Raw genomic sequence first — 18,109 nt, forward strand, 5'->3', positions numbered from 1 at the left:
TAATCATTCACCAAGGTAGTATCTCGCGCCAAGCGCTTCTATATAGTCGCTGAAGTCGGTTTGTTTCTCAGCATAGACTCGGACCTTCACTCTCTGGAAATTTTTTCAACTCATGCGCGACATTTTCACTGAATGTATCCTTGAAAACTTAGGTTTTTGTCTTTCTCAGAATGGCAAGCCCAGAGGGGGCAATGTCATAGGTGTTAAGCTGGCAAAGTTCGTTAGCTCTGGGTACGGTTTCGCAAGGGAAACGATAATTGCATGATTGCGTATTGCATAAGAGTTATCCTATTGGCGGCTATTCTCCGTAAATGTCTCAGAGCAAAGCCTTATGTTAATTTCCTTCACAATGCGCGGCTCACTGTCCATTTGTGCGTATGTCTCTGTGATTTTTTCATCTTGCAACCAGCGAGCAAATGCGCGCATGAGTTTGGTCTTAGTAGTACTCTTTGGTTTGTTGTTTCGTTCCTCAGCGCCTATCTGAGGTAGTTCTTGATAACACAAGGGGTCAAGTTTTGGTCAACGCGTTCAGTGAGCCACTTCCCAAGGTGTACCAGACAGCACCATAACTCTTGAGTGAGCTTATCCGTCAGTTCGTCGTACTTTTTGTCAGTCAACATTTCACGCCATGCCATAGAAATAAGCATAGAAAAACCCCCTAGAATAAGTTTCTGAAAACTTCCCCTAAGAGGTTCAAAACTGGTCAAAAAAAGGTCTGTCAGAGAACGCTGTGCAGGTTTTCACTCTTTATTGCTTGAAAATCCTATTCCATCGCTATTAATGGAGCATAGGGGGATCGAACCCCTGACCTCTGCCATGCGAAGGCAACGCTCTCCCAGCTGAGCTAATGCCCCATAAAGAGTACGTTACAGATTATACTGCTCAAGGAAAATAGGGTCAACCCCAAAATAGAAAATTACGCTTTAAGTAATTGGAACGGGAAAAAACGTAACAAATACATCCGGATGCAACGAAATAATCATTGAATAATGACCGGAAAAGGGTTTCTTAAATAAAAAATCGATTAAAATGGAGAAAAGTTATACCTTTTAGGTCACATTTTCTTACATTAGAGTTATAATCGTATTTGAAATTATTTTTATATATGGAAAAGGGGATGTTTTCAGTGAATGTATTCAGAACGAAGCCCGTTTCCAGTCTCATTGCAGAGACCAAAGGGAAATCCGGACTTAAAAAAGCATTGGGACCGCTTGATCTGACAATGCTTGGTATCGGCTGTATTATCGGTACCGGTATTTTTGTTTTAACCGGTGTTGCGGCCGCGGATCTCTCAGGCCCGGCTTTGGTCCTCTCATTTGTTTTTGCCGGACTCGCTTGCTGCTTCGCAGCACTTTGCTATGCAGAATTTGCTTCGATGATTCCTGTCGCCGGTAGTGCTTATACATACGGCTACGCCGGTCTAGGTGAAATTTGGGGTTGGATTATTGGCTGGGATTTGATTTTGGAATATGCAGTTGGTATTGCGACCGTTGCGATCGGCTGGTCAGGCTATGTGGTCAACCTTCTTAATAATATCGGAATTGTTCTGCCGAAGGCAATCACATCCTCACCGTTTGAGGGCGGGGTCATTAATGTTCCGGCAATGCTGATCATTGCTTTGATTGCTTGGCTGCTGATTAGTGGTGTCCGCAATACGTCAGGCGTTAACGGCGTGATTGTTATTATTAAAGTTGCGGTTGTGCTGTTGTTCATTGTCTTAGCTGTATGGCATGTCAAACCAAGCAACTGGACACCGTTTATGCCATACGGATTCAATGGAGTTATCTCCGGTGCCGCCGTTGTATTCTTCTCTTATATCGGATTTGATGCAGTGTCAACGGCTGCTGAAGAGACGCGCAATCCGCAGAGAGATATGCCAAGAGGAATTATAGCCTCACTTTTGATTTGTACGGTTCTTTATATTGCTGTTTCCGCAATCTTAACGGGAATTGTAAAATATACAGCCTACAAAACGCCGGCAGGACACAATGCACCGGTTGCTTACGCGCTTGACTTGATTGGTATTCATTGGGGTGCTGCGCTTATTTCGGTTGGCGCAATCTGCGGGATTACATCGGTATGCCTTGTGTTGATGTTCGGCCAGTCACGTATCTTCTTCGCGATGGCAAGAGATGGTCTGATCCCTAAGGTGCTTGGCGGTGTCAGCCAAAAACATCAAACGCCTGCCGTTTCAACGACAATTGTGGCAACGGTCTGCGCATTGACCGCAGGACTTTTCCCAATCGGCATTGTCTCTGAGCTGGTGAGCATCGGGACACTGGTTGCTTTTATCATTGTCTGCGCCGGTACAATTGTGCTCCGTTACAAACGCAAAGATCTCGAGCGTTCGTTCAAGGCTCCATTCTTTCCGGTTACACCGATTCTCGGTATTCTTTCATGCGGCTATCTGATTTCCGGGCTTCAGCCGGCAACGTGGATCCGTTTTGTTGTCTGGTTCGTACTGGGACTGATCGTATACTTTGCCTATAGCTATAAGCATAGTGCGCTTCGCACGAAAAGCAGTGTTGATGAACAGGTGCAGAGCTAATTTTACTCGGTTAGATAAATTAATGATTCAATCTCCCGAGCATGTGTTCATGTGCCGGGAGATTTTTATGTTTAAGAGGCATGAAGCGGTGGCAGTCGGACGTATAAACATACATACCCATTTATTTTTATTTAATCCGTGCTTTGAACCCGCTCATTCGGGGAATCCTGTCAAAAATTTTCGTAAAACAGGACGGATTTTTCTTTTTTTGCTAATGTGTATAGAGATATTGCAAAGACTATGTATGTATCGAAGTGTTTAGAAAGGTGGAGGACAAATGGACAGAGGAAAGCTGTACAAACGGTTGTTCCAGGCAGCTTATTTCATTATCGGCGCAGCAATCGTCGGGCTGCTTGTCTATTTTGTTGTTCTTCTGATCGGCAATCATTATACGGATGATGAGAAATTGGTGATGAGCAGGACTTCTGTCGTTGTGGATGAACAAGGTCATGAGCTTTCCCGACTTTATGCCGAGAACCGTGAACCGGTTTCATTAAATAAGATTCCCAAACCGGTTCAGAATGCGTTTATCGTGACCGAAGATCTGCGCTTTTATCAGCATTCGGGTATCGATTTACGCGGCGTGATGCGTGCGCTGGTTACAGACATTGTTGCTGGCAACAAAGCCGAGGGAGCAAGTACCATCACACAGCAATTGGCTAGAAATGCCTATCTCTCGAACGAGAAAACATGGTTTCGAAAATTCAAAGAGGCAACCATTGCGATCAGTCTCGAACGAAAATATAGTAAGAAACAGATCTTGGAAATGTATTTAAACCAGGTGTATTTTGGTCATGGCGTTTACGGCATTCAGATGGCGTCAAAATTTTTCTTTAATAAAGATGTTGGTGATTTGACAGAAGATGAAGGAGCGCTGCTTGCAGCGATGCAGAAGGGACCTAACGGCTACTCGCCGATTTTGCATCCGCAAAAAGCACTTGTCCGCCGAAATCTTGTCCTTTCGCTGCTTGAGAAGAACGGCTATATATCCGCAGAACAGACGGTGCGTCTCAAAGGAAAGACGCTTGGGCTGAATGTCCATAAAATTCAAACCCATCCGGAGTATGATTCCTACATGGATCTTGTGAAGCAAGAGGCCGAGAAAACGTATCATATTTCTTCTGAGGATCTCATTCGCGGCGGTTATAAAATTGTTGTGCCCATGAACCGAGAAGCGCAATCGGCATCCTATAATGCATTCAAAAATAATGTGTATTTTCAAGGCAGCAATCCCAATCAATCACCGGAGGGCGCATTCACCTTGATGAATAAAAATGGTGCCATGCTCGCGGTTCAAGGCGGGCGAAATTATGTCCGCGGAAGCTATAACCGCGTCAATGATAAACGGCAGCCCGGTTCTGCCTTTAAACCGCTGGCTGTCTACGGACCGGCACTTGATTCGGGCAAGTATCAGCCCTATTCGATGCTTCAAGACAAGAAGGTCAGCTATGGAAACTATACGCCAACGAATTACAACGGCCAATATACAGGCACAATGACGATGTACGATGCGATTACCGTATCACAAAATGCACCGGCGGTTTGGCTGCTCGATCAGATTGGTATTGCGAAAAGTAAAAGCTATTTAACAAAAATGGGGATTAATCTATCAGACCATGGGCTGGCGATAGCACTCGGCGGGCTGAGCAAGGGCGTCACGCCGCTGCAAATGACGACCGCCTACACGACATTCAGCAATAACGGATCTCAGTCGAAACCGTATTTTATCTCAGCGATTTATGATCATCAAGGCAAAAAGATTGGCGAGGCACATCCGCAAACGAAAAAGGTTTTTTCGAAACAAACTGCTTGGTATATGACGCGGATGCTGCAGGCCGTCATGAGAGACGGAACCGGTCGTTCAGGGTACAGTCCAGCGGAGATTGCCGGTAAAACAGGATCCACGGCATATTCGACAAATGGACTGCGCGATGCGTGGTTTGTCGGCTATACGCCTGATGCGGTCGGCTCTGTATGGATCGGTTACGACCAGACGAATAAAAACCAATATCTGACCGGCTCCAGCAATGATGCGGTTCGGCTGTTTAAGACGGTCATCAACAGCATGCCCGGCGAACAAAAGCTGAGTTTCAGCAAACCTGACGGCGTTACGGATCTTGACGAGCCGATTCGGATCGCCTCGGTCTCGCGCCTGCGTGCGAAGGGTGTACTTGGAAAATATGCATTGCCTGCTCTTCAGCTTAATTGGGAGGGGAATACGGATAAACGAATTGTTTACCGGATCTACGCAGAAAAAGATGGACGGCGTTCGCTCAAAGGCGAGGTCAAAGGGCAAACCCATTATCGAATTGATTTCGTTAATCCTATGAGCAATGAGACGTACTATGTGGTGCCTTATAATCCACAGACGAATCAAAGCGGTAAAGCGTCTCCGTCGGTCGAAATTAACTGGTTCTCAAAATTATAAGAAGCTGGTAAAGAACCGGGCTGCCCGCGGCAAGCGAGTAACCGAAGCGACGATTCAGCACCGAAAAGACACGCCCCCATCACACATGGCTGAAGATTAGGGACTGGGCGCTTTTTGTCTAGACACAGGTATTGTGTTTGCCAGAAAGTAGAAAGCGGTTTTGATGCCAGTTTCTCGTCATTTGTTCGTAAAAGTACTAGAATAGAGGATGTTTGATTGAGTAAATAGGTCCATTACATAGAAAAACAGCATGATGTTGGAAAGGGTTGAAAACGATGAATCAGAAAAAAATTGGGTTATTGGTCATGGCGTATGGAACACCGTACAAGAAGGAAGATATTGTTCCCTATTATACGGCAATTCGTCACGGACATCGACCAAGTGACGAACAAATTGCTGATCTTGCACGTCGTTATGAGGCGATCGGTGGGACATCACCACTTGCTGAATTGACGCAGGCACAAGCAAATGCACTCGAAAAGCGCTTGAATGAACAGCAATCTGTATACACGTTCAAAGCGTATCTTGGTTTAAAGTATATACATCCGTTGATCGAAGATGCGGTTCAACAAATGCATGATGATGGCATTGATCACGCTGTATCAATAGCTTTGGCACCGCACTACTCCAGATTCAGCGTGCAAGCGTACACGGATCGTGCACAGAAGAAGGCTGAAGAGATCGGTGAATTCACAATGACATCGATTAAGAGCTGGTATGATCAGCCTCATTTTATTGATTTCTGGGTACGTTCAGTTAAAGATCAGCTAGCAAAGATCCCCGAAGAAGAGCGGGATCAGACCGGTGTTCTGTTTACAGCACACAGTCTCCCAAAGAAGATTTTAAAAAATGGTGACCCCTACCCGGATCAAATTCGCGAAACAGCAGAAAAGATCGCCGACCAGGCAAATCTCCTCCATTATACGCAAGCCTGGCAAAGTGCGGGAAAAACAGGTGACCCTTGGCTGGGCCCGGATGTACTGAATCAGATTCGAACATTATTTCAGCAAGAGGAGCACTTTAAGCACTTTATCTTTTGTCCGATTGGTTTTGTTGCTGAACACTTAGAGGTGCTGTTTGATAATGATCGTGAATGTCGAACACTTGTTGAATCATTGGGTGGCATCTATCATCGCCCGCAGATGCCGGATACCCATCCGCTTTTTATCGACGCCCTTGCTTCAACTGTATTAAATACATTTGAGTGATGGATGAAAAAAGTTTCGCCAATCCCTTGCTGTTCCAAAGTGTCTGTGATAAAATTCTCTTCAGAACAAAATGACTAAACTGTTCATACGGTCATTTTTGGAAAATGGTGATTCCCGTGGCGATTGATCGAAAAAAAATGATATTAAGTGCTGCTGAACGTACCTTCGCTTCTTTTGGCTATAAAGCAACAACGATGGATTTGGTTGCGCGTTTGGCCAATGTTGGAAAAGGAACGATTTATACCTTTTTTAAAAATAAGGAAGAGCTCTTCAATGAAATCATGAATCAGTTTATCAAGCGGATAAAGGCGACAGCAACAAATGCAATACATGATGATGATCATTTTTTCGTCAACTTGCATCGCGCACTCTATTCAATGCTTGAATTGCGCAAAGAGCATCAGCTCACAATCAAACTGACTCAAGAACTGCGTGAAATCGGAACCGCTCAAGCAAAACAAGCGTTAGCCAATATTGAGGATGCTATACTCGGATTTATGGAGGAATTCATCAGTCATGCTGAGCAGAAGCAAGAAATCAAGCCGTGCGATCCTAAAGTGACTGCTTTTGTTATCCTCCACCTGTATATTTCGCTTGTTTTTGAGTGGGAACAACGTCATCAGCCTTTATCAAAAGAGGAAATCGCTCACTTATTTGAACTCTATTTGGTACAGGGCTTAAAAAAATAATAGTTGCAGCTGTTATTTTTTTTAGCCGGATTGACCAATTGACTCATTTGGTCATTTAGATTGCCTGGGTATTCATCTTGGAATGAACGACAGAAAGCAGGTGGAAGCACAATGAATGTGATTCGCTTAATCAGTGCCGAGCTGAAAGCAATTGTAACAAAACCGCATCATATCATTGTCATGCTTGGTGTGATGTGTATTCCGTTGATTTACGGAGGCATGTTTCTTTATGGATTTTGGGATGTGTTCGGCAAGTCGGGCAACCTTCCCGTTGCCGTCGTCAATCATGATGACGGCGCGATCCTCGCCGGTAAACACATTCATGCGGGCGCGGATTTAGTTGATGAATTAAAAGACAACAAGGATTTTGATTGGCGCTTTGTAAGCGAAAAGTCGGCTGAAGACGGATTTAAAAAGAATCGTTATTTTATGGTGGTCACAATTCCGAGAACATTCTCAGATAATGCAGTGACTTTAGCTGATGATCACTTGAAGCCAACGCAGTTTCGCTATCAAATTAATTCCGATTACAACTTTATTGCTGGGCGTATTGCAAGTTCGGGCGTTCAGGAACTTCAGAAACGCGTGTCGGAGGAATTAACGAAAACCTATGCGAAAACGATGTATGCACAAATAAATGAATTGACCAAGGGATTAGGAAATGCTGCTTCTGGCTCCAATCAATTAACCAAAGGCAATAAGAAAGTCGTCGATGGCATCGTTCATTTACGCGACGGTTTTAAATCGTTAATGAACGGCACCGGCCAGTTAAAAAACGGTTCGGCAAAACTGGTGGACGGTGCTGATGCATTAACCAGCGGCTTGAATCAGGTTGCTCACGGAACCCGTCAGCTCTATGATCAGACCAGTACAAACAGTGCGGATATTGCAAAGCTGGCAGATGGTGCAAGCACACTTGCTGATAAGCTTGATGAACTGAATGCAGGTGCTGAGAAACTTGCCGGCGGATCCGGTCAACTCAGTAGTGGGGGGCAGAGCTTGAGCAATGGCATGGAACATTATCTTAAGGGATTGCAACAGTTCCAAACCAGCATGAATAAAGAGAAAGATGGCATTGACACGCTGAATCAGCAATTGAGTGAGGCCAAACCGGATGTCGAAAAACTTGTAGCTGCTGTTTCTAAGTTGAATGATGGTGCCGATCAGCTTTCAAGCGGAATCCAAAACTTGGCTCCCTACACGCACCAATTATCTGAAGGGATGAGCAGTGTTGCAAAACTGGCGAGTGGGCTTCCGAACGCAGATCAAGTGGAAAAGCTAAAACAGGCTTCTGCAATGCTTGATCAAAGTTTGAGTCAAATTCAGCAAAATAACGGCAGCATTGATCAGAAGCAACTGCAGGCCCTGCAGAATACGGCAAAACAATTAAACACAGGCATTCAAGAAATTTCCGTACCCTCCGTCGATTCGACCCAAATCAAACAATTGGCTGAAGGAGCAGCAACGATCGATGCAGCATTCAACCAAGGCATCAATGGCGAGCCCAGCCTGGTCGATGCATCAACATCACTGGCCCAAGGCATGAATACGCTAAATAATGGTATGGCTCAGTTTGAAAAACAGAATGATAGGTTAGCTAAAGGTGTCTCACAATTATCTGATGGAATGACTCAGCTCAGCGGCGGTCAAGCAGCATTGCAAACCAACTTCTTAAAACTAGTTGAAGGTCAGGCGCGGCTTGCGAGCGGAATGACCGAGCTGCAGCAGAATTTAGCAAAGCTTCCAAGTGCATCAAAAGCCTTGAATGGAGGCGCAAATCAACTTGCAGCAGGCAACGCGCATTTGAACCAGACCTGGCCGAAGCTGGTCAGTGGTATTCAAACGTTGCAAACCGGAACGGGACAGCTTGTTTCAGGAAGTTCAAAATTAGCAGCCAATATGAATACTTTGCAGAGCGGATTGAATGATCTGTCGTCGGGGCAGGAGAAGCTTGCCGGCGGAACGAATCAATTAAGGGATGGCGCACAGAATCTGCTGAGGGGCAATACAACGTTGAGCAGCAATCTTGCAGATGCTCATCACCAACTGGCGAACACGCCGACAAACGATTCCCATGCGGCTAAATTTGCTGAACCGGTGACCTCTATTGATGCGTCACATCAAGCGGTCACCAACTTCGGGACTGGTTTTGCACCATACTTTATTTCACTTGGTCTTTATGTTGGTGCGATGCTGCTTACCATTGTCTATGATCTTGGCAAACCGGCCGGACTTGCGACTTCAGGATGGAACATTGCCTTCAGTAAATTTTTTATCACGATTCTGATGTCACTTGGTCAGACGTTGCTGATTGATGCGGTTGTCTTGAAAGGACTTCATCTAGAAGTGACCCATCCGTGGACGTTTGTCGGTTTTACACTTTTAACCAGTATCAGCTATATGGCAATCATTCAATGGCTTGCCGGTTCGTTTAATAATGAGGGCCGATTCGTGGCTGTGATTCTGCTGATCGTTCAGCTCGTCTCATGCGGCGGTGCTTATGCGATTCAGCTCATCCCAGAAGGACTGCGGTCCATTTCAAAGTTTGTGCCAATGACCTACAGCGTCAATGGATTTCGAAATATCATTGATGGGCACCAGCAGCAGATGCTAATTCAGAATTCGTGGGTATTGGCTGGTTACGCTGTGCTTGGTTTAGCCTTGAGTGTGGTTACTTTTACCATTAAATTTCATCTGGATCAAAAAAAGATTAAAGCAAGAAACTATGAAAACAGTACCGCGGGCTAATCCGTACTTAAAAAAGATCATCAGACCGAAACTTAAGGTCTGATGATCTTTTTTTTTTGCACGATAAGAAAGAATATAAATTCTATGGAGATCTGTAGGGGCAACGCCACCGCATCCTGCGGCAGTAAGGGGCGGATGAACGTTTCTCGTTAAGCAGCCTTATAGGTTCTCTGTTCGGCCAATATAAGCAATTTTAAAGACGCCGTTTTCAAAAACAACTTTGGTGACACTCGTATTTTCAATAGAAGAAACATGAATTTTAGCATCGGACAACAGGTAAATCAGACAGCTGATGTATAAGCCGTGGCTGACTGCAAGAATGTTCTGTTCGTCACTGTGTGCCATGACGCTGAGTATGGCGCGGATGCGCGTCTTGACGTCTTCGAAGTTCTCAGCCAATCCGGTTGTATCCAAACGTTTCAAGCCATCGAGTGCTTTAATCTTCAACTCATCCGGAGAATCGCCGCGAAGTTCCGGATCACCTGCCGCTTCACTTGCAGCTTCCCACATTGAATCATTGGGGTCACCTTCGAATTGGCCGAAGCTTACTTCACGTAAATCCTTGGTTTCAATGGGAGTGAGTTCAGGATTTGCTGAATGATCCAAAATCAGTCGCGACGTCCGCCGTGTACGCCCGAGATCACTCGAATAAGCACCATCAAATGTAATTTTTTCTGCTTTGAATCGCGTGCCTAATTCAGCCGCTTTTTTCTCACCAAGTTCTGTAAGCGGCGTGTCTGAAATGCCTTGAACCTTCCAAAGCTGGTTGAATAATGTTCGGCCATGTCTCACGAAATAGATGCTTTTCATGAGGTACCTCCTATTCTTTGGGTATCACGAATTGTTCCGTTGTTCTTAGTACTCAATCTTCTATAGATTAGCGTAATTTAACAAGACTTGTAAAGAAAAACGCGAGAATTTCCTAGAAAGTGGCTTGTATCTAGACGTGTGTGGCTGCGGGAATTATGATTAGAGAAGAGATATTGCTATAAGCTGAGAGGAGAATAATGATGATCTATATAAATAATCGAGACCTACTTGATCAAACACTCAATTTCGCTCTTGAAGAATATGCGCTCAAACAGCTGCCGAGTGATGAGACCTATCTGATGTTTTACCGTATGGCGCCAACCGTGATCGTTGGGCGCAATCAGAACACCGTTGAAGAATTAAACATGGATTTTATCAGCAAACATGACGTGACGGTCACGCGACGTCTTTCTGGAGGCGGTGCAGTGTATAACGATCCGGGCAACCTGAGTTTCAGCTTTATTGCAAAGGACGACGGCGACAGCTTTAATAATTATAAAAAATTCACCGAGCCGGTCATTCGTGCGTTGGCGCACATGGGCGTAGATGCCCAATTGGAAGGGCGCAACGACTTGACTGTAGCGGGTAAAAAGATTTCCGGAAATGCTCAATTTGTCACTCAGGGACGTATTTTCAGTCATGGAACCCTGCTTTTTGATGTCGACTTGGACGTGGTTTCAAAGGCACTGCATCCGGACAAGGCGAAGTTCGAGTCTAAGGGGATTAAGTCCGTGAGAAGCAGAGTAACGAATATTCGCGAACACTTAGCAAAAGATAGAACCATTCATCAATTTAAGGAAGAATTACTGCACTATATCTTTGAAGGACAAGATCATGTGCCGGAATACAGATTGACGGATCAGGACTGGACAAAAATTATTGCACTCGCCAATCGTCGCTACCGGAATTGGGATTGGGTCTATGGAAAATCGCCGGAATTTAATCTGCAGAAGGCACGCCGTTTTCCAGGTGGACGTGTCGATTTCCGGATGAATGTCAAAAAAGGAAGGATTGAGAAACTGGCGATCTTTGGTGATTTTTTTGGCGCTGGCGATGTGCATGAGTTTGAACGGCAGCTCATCGGGCTAAAATATGACCCAAATATACTTGATCAAAAACTGAAAGCGATCGACTGCCACCATTATTTTGGAAAAATTGGCGCGGAAGAACTGCTTGCTGCACTTTTCTGACAGCAAAGCGACAAGGTCAGATTGCGAATCAAACGCACGGGCTTTTGCGGGATTGATGTTCTAAACAAAGAAGTTGCGGACTAAATTGATAATAGCCCGTCCTTTAGTTATGAGAGACGGACAATCTGTGGGTAATGAAAGAGGAGGGTCCATCTTGAGACGTAAAAAAGTGTTCGGGTGGTTTATCATTTTATACGGGATTTATCTGCTAACCATGGCTGCTTATTTTTTTGTTTGGGCAAAATCATCCATTCCTTTGACAATGAAAGGAACAGCGGCCGATCCTTCTTTATTCATGAACAAACAACAGCTTGCTGAAAGCAGCACATTGAATGCATGGCGTCATTTTCTTTCTTTCGCGACCATTCCGCTCGATTGGGGCGTTTATCTGTTTGTGCTTGTTGGAGGCTTCTCATTATGGATCAAGAAATGTTCAGAACGGCTGTCCCGTTCGTTTATTGTCCAAATGGTTCTGTGTTATGTTTGTCTGTCATTGATCACGCTCATCGTTTTTCTACCGGTTTCCTTTGCGTCATATCAGTTATCCGTGCACTTTGGCATCTCGGTTCAGTCGCTTGCGGACTGGCTTAAGGATCAAGCAATCAGCACAGCAGTCAGTACATTGATTGGGTTGATCGCCATGACGGCGGTAATGGCTCTGGTCCGGCGCTATCCAAAGAATTGGTGGCTGCCGGCTTGGTTGCTGTCGATTCCATTTATTCTTTTTATGATGTACGTACAGCCGGTTGTGATTGATCCGCTGTATAATCATTTTCAGCCGCTAACAGATGGGGAATTAAAGACTGAAATTCTGAATATGGCATCGAGAGCAGGCATCCCGGCGAATAATGTTTATGAAGCAGACATGTCTCGGGAGACGAATGCAATGAACGCTTACGTGAATGGTATCGGCACACATTTGCGTATTGTCCTATGGGATACAACGGTCAATCGTCTGAGTCATTCCGAGGTACTGTTTATTATGGCACACGAAATGGGCCATTATGTGATGCACCATATCATATGGGGGACCGTTTCGGCACTGATTGGACTTCTGCTGACGTTGTGGATTGCTGCGAAAATTCATTTATGGGCAAGCATTCGCTGGGGGGGACGCATGAATATTTCTCACCCAGGCGATTTAACGGCGCTGCCAATGCTGCTTCTCATTCTGTCGCTCCTTTCATTTGCTGCCGAACCGGTGCAAAATATGATTTCGCGCGATTTTGAATGGCAAGCCGACCAATACGCGATTGAGATGACACAAGACCGTCAGGCGGCGATTCGTTCCTTTCAGAAGCTATCTGTATCCAGCCTTAGTGAAATGAATCCACCGGCGTTAGTAAAATGGATTCAATACGATCACCCAACCATGCTCGAGCGAATAGATTATTTAGAGCATGTGAAATTAAATCGGTGATGGCAAAATTCAAAAGGCGCTTTCCTTTCTTTGTGAGTATGATAAAGTAATGTGGAAAGCGTTTTCATAATATGGATAAAGGGACTGAGGCATCTACGATGGCAAATGAGAGGAAGACAGTCGCTGTTTTGTACGGTGGAAAGTCTACAGAACATGAAATCTCACTGCTCACTGCCTTTTCAGTAATCAATGCGATCAATTTAAAGCGATATCGCGTCTTACCTGTTTATATTAATCAGGACGGACGTTGGATTCCAGGCAGTGAAATCACGGGAAAACTTGAGTCAAAGGATCAACTGCTGCTTCACGAGAATAGTAAAGCGGAACACGCGGTGGAACACTGGATTGCACCGTCCAGTCCGGTGGATGCAACAAGCGCTCGCCCGGATATTGTTTTCCCACTTCTTCATGGACCAAATGGCGAGGATGGTACGGTGCAAGGCTTGATGGAGCTGCTTAATCTTGCTTATGTAGGATCCGGTGTTGCCGGATCGAGTGTTTGTATGGATAAGGTATTGATGAAAGATATCTTAAAAACGCATAAGATTCAGGGCCCGAATTATCTGTCGGTATCACGTTTTGAATGGGAAAGCGATGCACCAAGCCTGATCCTAGCCATTAAGCGTTCGATTGGCTATCCTTGTTTTGTAAAACCGGCAAACGGGGGATCCAGTGTAGGGATCAGCAAGTGCGTCAGTGAGACGGACCTGTCGGCGGCGATCACAGAGGCACTTCTTTACGATTCAAAGGTTATTGTTGAGGAGCATATTAATGGGCGCGAAATTGAAATCGGCGTTCTCGGCAACCATGAGCTTTCCATTTCGGTTCCCGGTGAAATCATTACGAAAAATGCAGCCTTTTACGATTATCAATCTAAGTATCATGAAGGAAACAGTACGCTAGTTATTCCGGTTCATTTATCTGAAAAGGTATTGGCGGAACTTGAAGAAACGGCAAAGCGTGCGTTTGCGGCACTCAATCTGTCCGGGCTTGCGCGTGTCGATGTGTTTCTCAGAGAGAAAGATCAACGCATTGTCGTTAATGAATTAAATACGATGCCTGGCTTTACTCAGTTCAGCATGTTTCCTTTACTCTGGCAGCATACTGGATTGTCCTATCCGCAATTAATTGAAACGTTGATTGATCTGGGGTTACAGCGGCATGACGACAAGCAGAAGATCCATTATCGTATTCAGTGCTGAATTAGGGCATCAAGAAAACCCCCAAAAAGGCTGATTGAGCCAAATGGGGGTTTTTGTACGACTAGAAAGTAGCGACATTTTCAAGGAAAGCGCATTTCTTTATGTAAAACAAAGAAGCTTGCCCGCTAAGGAGCAAGCTTCTTGTCTTAGTTAAGTACGGTAACGGTTAAGGTTCTACGGCCAAATTGTAAAGCTTGATCCCGCGATGGAAAATGAACGTCAATTCGCTTTCCCTTAATCGCTCCTCCGGTGTCTCCGGCGACAAAGACGCCGTACCCGGGGATTTTTACCTTTGATCCAAGTGGAATGACTTTTGGATCCACAGCAATCACTTTGGCGTTCGGATTACTGGAGAAATCAATCCCGGTGGCGGACCGTCCTCCAAGAGAATAACTTGTCGCCTCCACAGTTATTGATCGACCGGCTTGCTCAGCGGGCGCTGACTTTGGCGCTTGGGCTGGCTGAGCTGAAGTTTTACTTGCCCTTGGCTTATTTGTGTCTGCAGCACGCTCAGCTTCTTTTTGAGCTTGTTCTTTTGCTTCTTTTTCAGCCGCTTTGCGCGCGGCTTCTTCAGCAATTTTCTTTGCTTTTTCTTCAGCCGCCTTACGTGCACGCATTTTGGCTTGCTTTTTTTTCTGAATCTTAAGCGTAACGAGACCTTCTTGATTTTCTTTCGCTTCGCTGGTATGACGATATACCGTGTAAAGAACCGTTTTTGTACCCGCACCAATGAGTTCTTTTGAATCATTGGTTGAATCCGTTTCAAAGGCACTGACTGCCGACAGGGTGGATTCACCGACAACACCGTGATCTTCTCCGTCATAATAGCCAAGTTTTTGAAGTTCCTCTTGTAGCTTCTCAACGATTGGTCCTGAATCGCCTTGCTGAATCAAACTATTCCCAAATATTATGTTGATCTCCTGGCTGTCTGATTGAAGAGCCGGTGTGTTTGCTGCAAAACCAATTGCCTGACTCTGTTTAGGATCCTTACTTTTGTATGCGTGACTATCATTCGTACTGCCCGTTTTGGCGAAAGCAATAGTCGTTGGTGTTATGACACCAAAACATACTGCTAAGCTCGTCATCGCCGTCAGCCTTTTAATGATATTCATAAAGTAATAACCTCCTTAGATAAGCCGCCATGAAAGAATCATGGTCAACTCCAAGGGCTATTCTAAGGGTTTAATGTCTCAGCCGTGTTTTAGCGATATTACAGTTCTGTAACATGAGATCAATAGTGTTCATTTTGTCAATACATTTTTCGCTGTTTTTTACTCTATTTTTGTGAAATAGAGACAGGCGTGGCGACTTTTGTCCAATCGTTTCCTTGCCTTGCATCTTCATTGAATCGCAAATTTTGCGGTCTGCTTTTTGTTCATCTATACTGGTTAATAGGAGAAAAAAATAACTAAAAAAAGAATGATGTCGATACAAGACATGTTCCAATGTAATGATGACTAAGTCGCGTTTTATTAAAAATTGGAGGACAGTCATGGAAGCGAAAAGAGCACGAGATTCATTCGCAGTACTTTCATCTCAAGTTATGCCAAATGACACAAATAATCACGGAACATTATTCGGAGGAAAATTAATGATGTATGTTGATAATATTGCGGCAATTGCGGCAAATCGACATGCTCGGGAGCTCGTTGTGACTGCTTCTATTGATTCCGTTGACTTTTTGCGGCCAATTGATACGCAATCATCGGTGTGTTTTGAAGCGTTCGTTACATGGACGCATAATACATCAATGGAAGTTTTCGTAAAGGTTATTGCTGAAAATCTACGAACGGGCGTGCGGAGGTTGTGCACGACCTGCTTTTTGACTTTTGTTGCGCTTGATGATCAGGGGAAACCGACTACCGTGCCGAAAATAATTCCGGAGAGCGAAGAAGAGAAGATGCTGTTTTCGAGCGCTGAAAAGCGCTATACGCAAAGGAAACAGCGCCGCGGGCAAGCAAAGGCGTTTACAGAGCGGCTCTCATTGAACAAACCTTGGGCATGAGTTATTGCCCGGTTTTTCACAGGCTTTCACACGAAATGAAGGTTTCTGCATAACATGTAGTGTTGAGTAAGGACACAAGCTCAATAATTTTAAATGAAGGGGCGAGTGACGATATGGGTGCTTCTACTGGTGGATACAGCGGCAGTTTTGCGTTAATCGTTGTTCTGTTCATTTTGCTGATCATTGTGGGTACAGCTTACGTTTATTAATGACTGATGCTCATTAATGTATGATGAAGAACACCCGCGGCATGCCGCGGGTGTTCTAATTATGGACTTTAGTCCGTTGAGTACGTGTAGCGTGCGAAACATAAAACCCCCCGCTATGCGGGGGGAGTACCAAATCGTTATACAAAGAAGCGCTTCCTTTCGATAGAATATAGATGTTCAGGCTATATTGCTACATGAAAGGAAGCGCTAGAATGGCTAATAAAGCAAACAGTTTAGCCCATACCAAATGGTTGGATAAGCTACTTACCGCAAGAGGTCACGAATTCGTGCGTTATGCGGATGACTGTAACATCTATGTCAGAAGCCGGCGCGCGGGATACCGAGTTCTTGCCAGTGTCACCAGGTTTCTGGAAAAAGATCTAAAAGTGACGGTCAACCGGGAAAAGACGCAGGTGGGTTCGCCGCTGAGGCTTAACTTTCTGGGATTCTCCCTGGGGGTCTCCCGTAACGGTGCCTATGCGCGACCAAGCATGAAAACCAAGAGGCTCCAGTCTATTCAAAGTGCCTAAGTTATTGAACCACCGTATACGGGTCCGTACGTACGGTGGTGTGAGAGGTCGGAAACCGAAGGTTTCCTCCTACTCGATTAGGGATGTTCAATGGTTGCGTGACACAAAAATTTTCCTTCTATTATATATGAAGAAAAATCATTTTCCTCAAGCTGCGATACGCTTGTCAATAAACCGTTTCAACCGTGCACTGACCGGAATCATGATTAACGTGAGAGCGGCACCTTTTAGTAGATTAAAGGGCATAACGCCATACACGATTAAGGTCAGCAGGCTGTGGATGCTGCGATTTGCCGATTGTGACATGCCAACCATTGCGTCAATGCTGTATCCGAGAAACAGAGCATAACTTGGGAAAATAAAGTAATAATTGATGACTGCCATAATCACGGTCATTGTTAGCGTGGCTGTAATCATGCCGAACAAAAGCGAGAGAGCTGTTCTTTTTCTCCGGTAAAAGCCCCAAGTAACCAAGATAAAAATCGTTCCAGCAGCAAAGTTGGCAAATTCGCCAACAGGAACGACGGTAAGCGATCCCGTAAGCAGGACATGGAGAATATTCTTAATCGCTTCAATTGCGATTCCGGCTCCTGGTCCTAAAATAATTGCGCCAATGAGTGCAGGCAGATCACTGAAATCCATGGTAAGGAAGACCGGAAAAAGCGGAATTGGAAAGGCGATCAGCATAATTAAAAAGCCAAGTGCAGACAACAGTGAGATAAGTACCATTTTTTTCAAAGATGTGTTCATCAAAATACCCCCATATACGTTTACATTTTGGGGATCATGCGACGTGTAACTGAATTTACACGGTGCTATCAATACGCTTTTACAGAATCTTAACGTCAAAAGAGCCCAAAGGAAGTTCCTTTGGGCTCAATAAAATCAACGTTTCAAAAGCGTACGAAAAAATACGCACAACGACAAATAAACGCGTCACATCATCCTTCTTCCATCCAGACTTTACTGTCGGTTCCGGATTCGCACCGGATCTGCCTTTCGGCTCGCGGACTCTGACATTTGCCATTACCGCCGGTCGGGAATTACACCCTGCCCTGAAGGAACACTATTCAATTACAAAATCAGTATACACCAAAATTGATTAAACAACAATAGCCATCA

General features: G+C 44.8%; 14 protein-coding genes, 1 tRNA gene and 1 riboswitch. Of the genes, 11 read left to right on the forward strand and 4 right to left on the reverse strand.

Going from position 1 to position 18,109, the window contains the following annotated elements; all coding sequences use genetic code 11:
- Positions 1 to 781: 781 nt before the first annotated feature.
- Positions 782 to 854, reverse strand: a tRNA-Ala gene (locus K7399_RS02830).
- 272 nt (positions 855 to 1,126) lie between these two features.
- Here K7399_RS02830 and K7399_RS02835 point away from each other — a divergent pair.
- From K7399_RS02835 to K7399_RS02855, 5 genes are all read left to right on the forward strand, one after another.
- Entirely contained in the window at positions 1,127 to 2,548 is a 1,422-nt protein-coding gene (locus K7399_RS02835; protein ID WP_028983982.1) for an amino acid permease, read from the forward strand.
- A 277-nt stretch (positions 2,549 to 2,825) separates the two neighbouring features.
- Entirely contained in the window at positions 2,826 to 4,976 is a 2,151-nt protein-coding gene (locus tag K7399_RS02840; RefSeq protein ID WP_128166506.1) for a transglycosylase domain-containing protein, read from the forward strand.
- A 275-nt stretch (positions 4,977 to 5,251) separates the two neighbouring features.
- A complete protein-coding gene (gene hemH / locus K7399_RS02845; protein ID WP_128166508.1) occupies positions 5,252 to 6,184 on the forward strand; it encodes a ferrochelatase in 933 nt (310 codons plus the stop codon).
- Positions 6,185 to 6,300: 116 nt separating this feature from the next.
- Positions 6,301 to 6,873 carry a TetR/AcrR family transcriptional regulator gene (locus tag K7399_RS02850; protein WP_028983985.1) on the forward strand — a complete coding sequence of 191 codons (573 nt, stop codon included), beginning with the start codon at positions 6,301 to 6,303 and terminating at the stop codon, positions 6,871 to 6,873.
- Positions 6,874 to 6,984: 111 nt separating this feature from the next.
- Positions 6,985 to 9,621 (forward strand): YhgE/Pip domain-containing protein, encoded by a 2,637-nt coding sequence (locus K7399_RS02855; RefSeq protein ID WP_128166510.1) that lies wholly within the window; start codon positions 6,985 to 6,987, stop codon positions 9,619 to 9,621.
- A gap of 159 nt (positions 9,622 to 9,780) precedes the next feature.
- On the opposite strand, the gene K7399_RS02860 is transcribed toward K7399_RS02855, so the two are convergent.
- Entirely contained in the window at positions 9,781 to 10,431 is a 651-nt protein-coding gene (locus K7399_RS02860) for a histidine phosphatase family protein (RefSeq protein ID WP_028976058.1), read from the reverse strand.
- Between the two features lie 200 nt (positions 10,432 to 10,631).
- Between K7399_RS02860 and K7399_RS02865 the strand changes: the two genes are divergently transcribed.
- The 3 genes from K7399_RS02865 (at position 10,632) to K7399_RS02875 (ending at position 14,243) form a co-directional block, all read left to right on the forward strand.
- Positions 10,632 to 11,621, forward strand: a complete 990-nt coding sequence (locus K7399_RS02865; protein ID WP_128167303.1) for a lipoate--protein ligase — start codon at positions 10,632 to 10,634, stop codon at positions 11,619 to 11,621.
- 154 nt (positions 11,622 to 11,775) lie between these two features.
- Positions 11,776 to 13,041 carry a M48 family metallopeptidase gene (locus K7399_RS02870; protein ID WP_206612226.1) on the forward strand — a complete coding sequence of 422 codons (1,266 nt, stop codon included), beginning with the start codon at positions 11,776 to 11,778 and terminating at the stop codon, positions 13,039 to 13,041.
- 98 nt (positions 13,042 to 13,139) lie between these two features.
- Complete coding sequence (locus K7399_RS02875) at positions 13,140 to 14,243, forward strand: D-alanine--D-alanine ligase (protein WP_128166512.1); 1,104 nt, start codon at positions 13,140 to 13,142, stop codon at positions 14,241 to 14,243.
- A gap of 146 nt (positions 14,244 to 14,389) precedes the next feature.
- Here K7399_RS02875 and K7399_RS02880 read toward each other — a convergent pair whose 3' ends face one another.
- Positions 14,390 to 15,355: a 3D domain-containing protein gene (locus tag K7399_RS02880; protein ID WP_028983988.1), complete on the reverse strand. Its 966-nt coding sequence runs from the start codon at positions 15,353 to 15,355 to the stop codon at positions 14,390 to 14,392.
- Between the two features lie 380 nt (positions 15,356 to 15,735).
- Here K7399_RS02880 and K7399_RS02885 point away from each other — a divergent pair, with 380 nt between their 5' ends.
- The 3 genes from K7399_RS02885 (at position 15,736) to K7399_RS16270 (ending at position 16,987) form a co-directional block, all read left to right on the forward strand.
- Positions 15,736 to 16,248 carry an acyl-CoA thioesterase gene (locus tag K7399_RS02885; RefSeq protein ID WP_028983989.1) on the forward strand — a complete coding sequence of 171 codons (513 nt, stop codon included), beginning with the start codon at positions 15,736 to 15,738 and terminating at the stop codon, positions 16,246 to 16,248.
- Positions 16,249 to 16,361: 113 nt separating this feature from the next.
- Entirely contained in the window at positions 16,362 to 16,457 is a 96-nt protein-coding gene (locus K7399_RS02890) for a YjcZ family sporulation protein (RefSeq protein ID WP_037562872.1), read from the forward strand.
- Positions 16,458 to 16,669: 212 nt separating this feature from the next.
- Positions 16,670 to 16,987: a reverse transcriptase domain-containing protein gene (locus K7399_RS16270; protein ID WP_420854101.1), complete on the forward strand. Its 318-nt coding sequence runs from the start codon at positions 16,670 to 16,672 to the stop codon at positions 16,985 to 16,987.
- A gap of 147 nt (positions 16,988 to 17,134) precedes the next feature.
- On the opposite strand, the gene K7399_RS02900 is transcribed toward K7399_RS16270, so the two are convergent.
- A complete protein-coding gene (locus K7399_RS02900) occupies positions 17,135 to 17,737 on the reverse strand; it encodes an ECF transporter S component (protein WP_028977556.1) in 603 nt (200 codons plus the stop codon).
- A gap of 190 nt (positions 17,738 to 17,927) precedes the next feature.
- Positions 17,928 to 18,054, reverse strand: a riboswitch (FMN riboswitch).
- Positions 18,055 to 18,109 lie beyond the last annotated feature (55 nt).

Origin of the sequence: Sporolactobacillus terrae, assembly GCF_019930545.1 — a bacterium.
Taxonomy (GTDB): Bacteria; Bacillota; Bacilli; order Bacillales; family Sporolactobacillaceae; genus Sporolactobacillus; species Sporolactobacillus terrae.

Excerpts from the sequence above, each read along its gene's own strand:
- K7399_RS02840 (WP_128166506.1), top strand. The coding sequence starts at position 2,826 with ATGGACAGAGGAAAGCTGTACAAACGGTTGTTCCAGGCAGCTTATTTC.
- hemH (WP_128166508.1), top strand. The coding sequence starts at position 5,252 with ATGAATCAGAAAAAAATTGGGTTATTGGTCATGGCGTATGGAACACCG.
- K7399_RS02855 (WP_128166510.1), top strand. The coding sequence starts at position 6,985 with ATGAATGTGATTCGCTTAATCAGTGCCGAGCTGAAAGCAATTGTAACA.
- K7399_RS02860 (WP_028976058.1), bottom strand. The coding sequence starts at position 10,431 with ATGAAAAGCATCTATTTCGTGAGACATGGCCGAACATTATTCAACCAG.
- K7399_RS02865 (WP_128167303.1), top strand. The coding sequence starts at position 10,632 with ATGATCTATATAAATAATCGAGACCTACTTGATCAAACACTCAATTTC.
- K7399_RS02875 (WP_128166512.1), top strand. The coding sequence starts at position 13,140 with ATGGCAAATGAGAGGAAGACAGTCGCTGTTTTGTACGGTGGAAAGTCT.
- K7399_RS02880 (WP_028983988.1), bottom strand. The coding sequence starts at position 15,355 with ATGAATATCATTAAAAGGCTGACGGCGATGACGAGCTTAGCAGTATGT.
- K7399_RS02885 (WP_028983989.1), top strand. The coding sequence starts at position 15,736 with ATGGAAGCGAAAAGAGCACGAGATTCATTCGCAGTACTTTCATCTCAA.
- K7399_RS02890 (WP_037562872.1), top strand. The coding sequence starts at position 16,362 with ATGGGTGCTTCTACTGGTGGATACAGCGGCAGTTTTGCGTTAATCGTT.
- K7399_RS16270 (WP_420854101.1), top strand. The coding sequence starts at position 16,670 with ATGGCTAATAAAGCAAACAGTTTAGCCCATACCAAATGGTTGGATAAG.
- K7399_RS02900 (WP_028977556.1), bottom strand. The coding sequence starts at position 17,737 with ATGAACACATCTTTGAAAAAAATGGTACTTATCTCACTGTTGTCTGCA.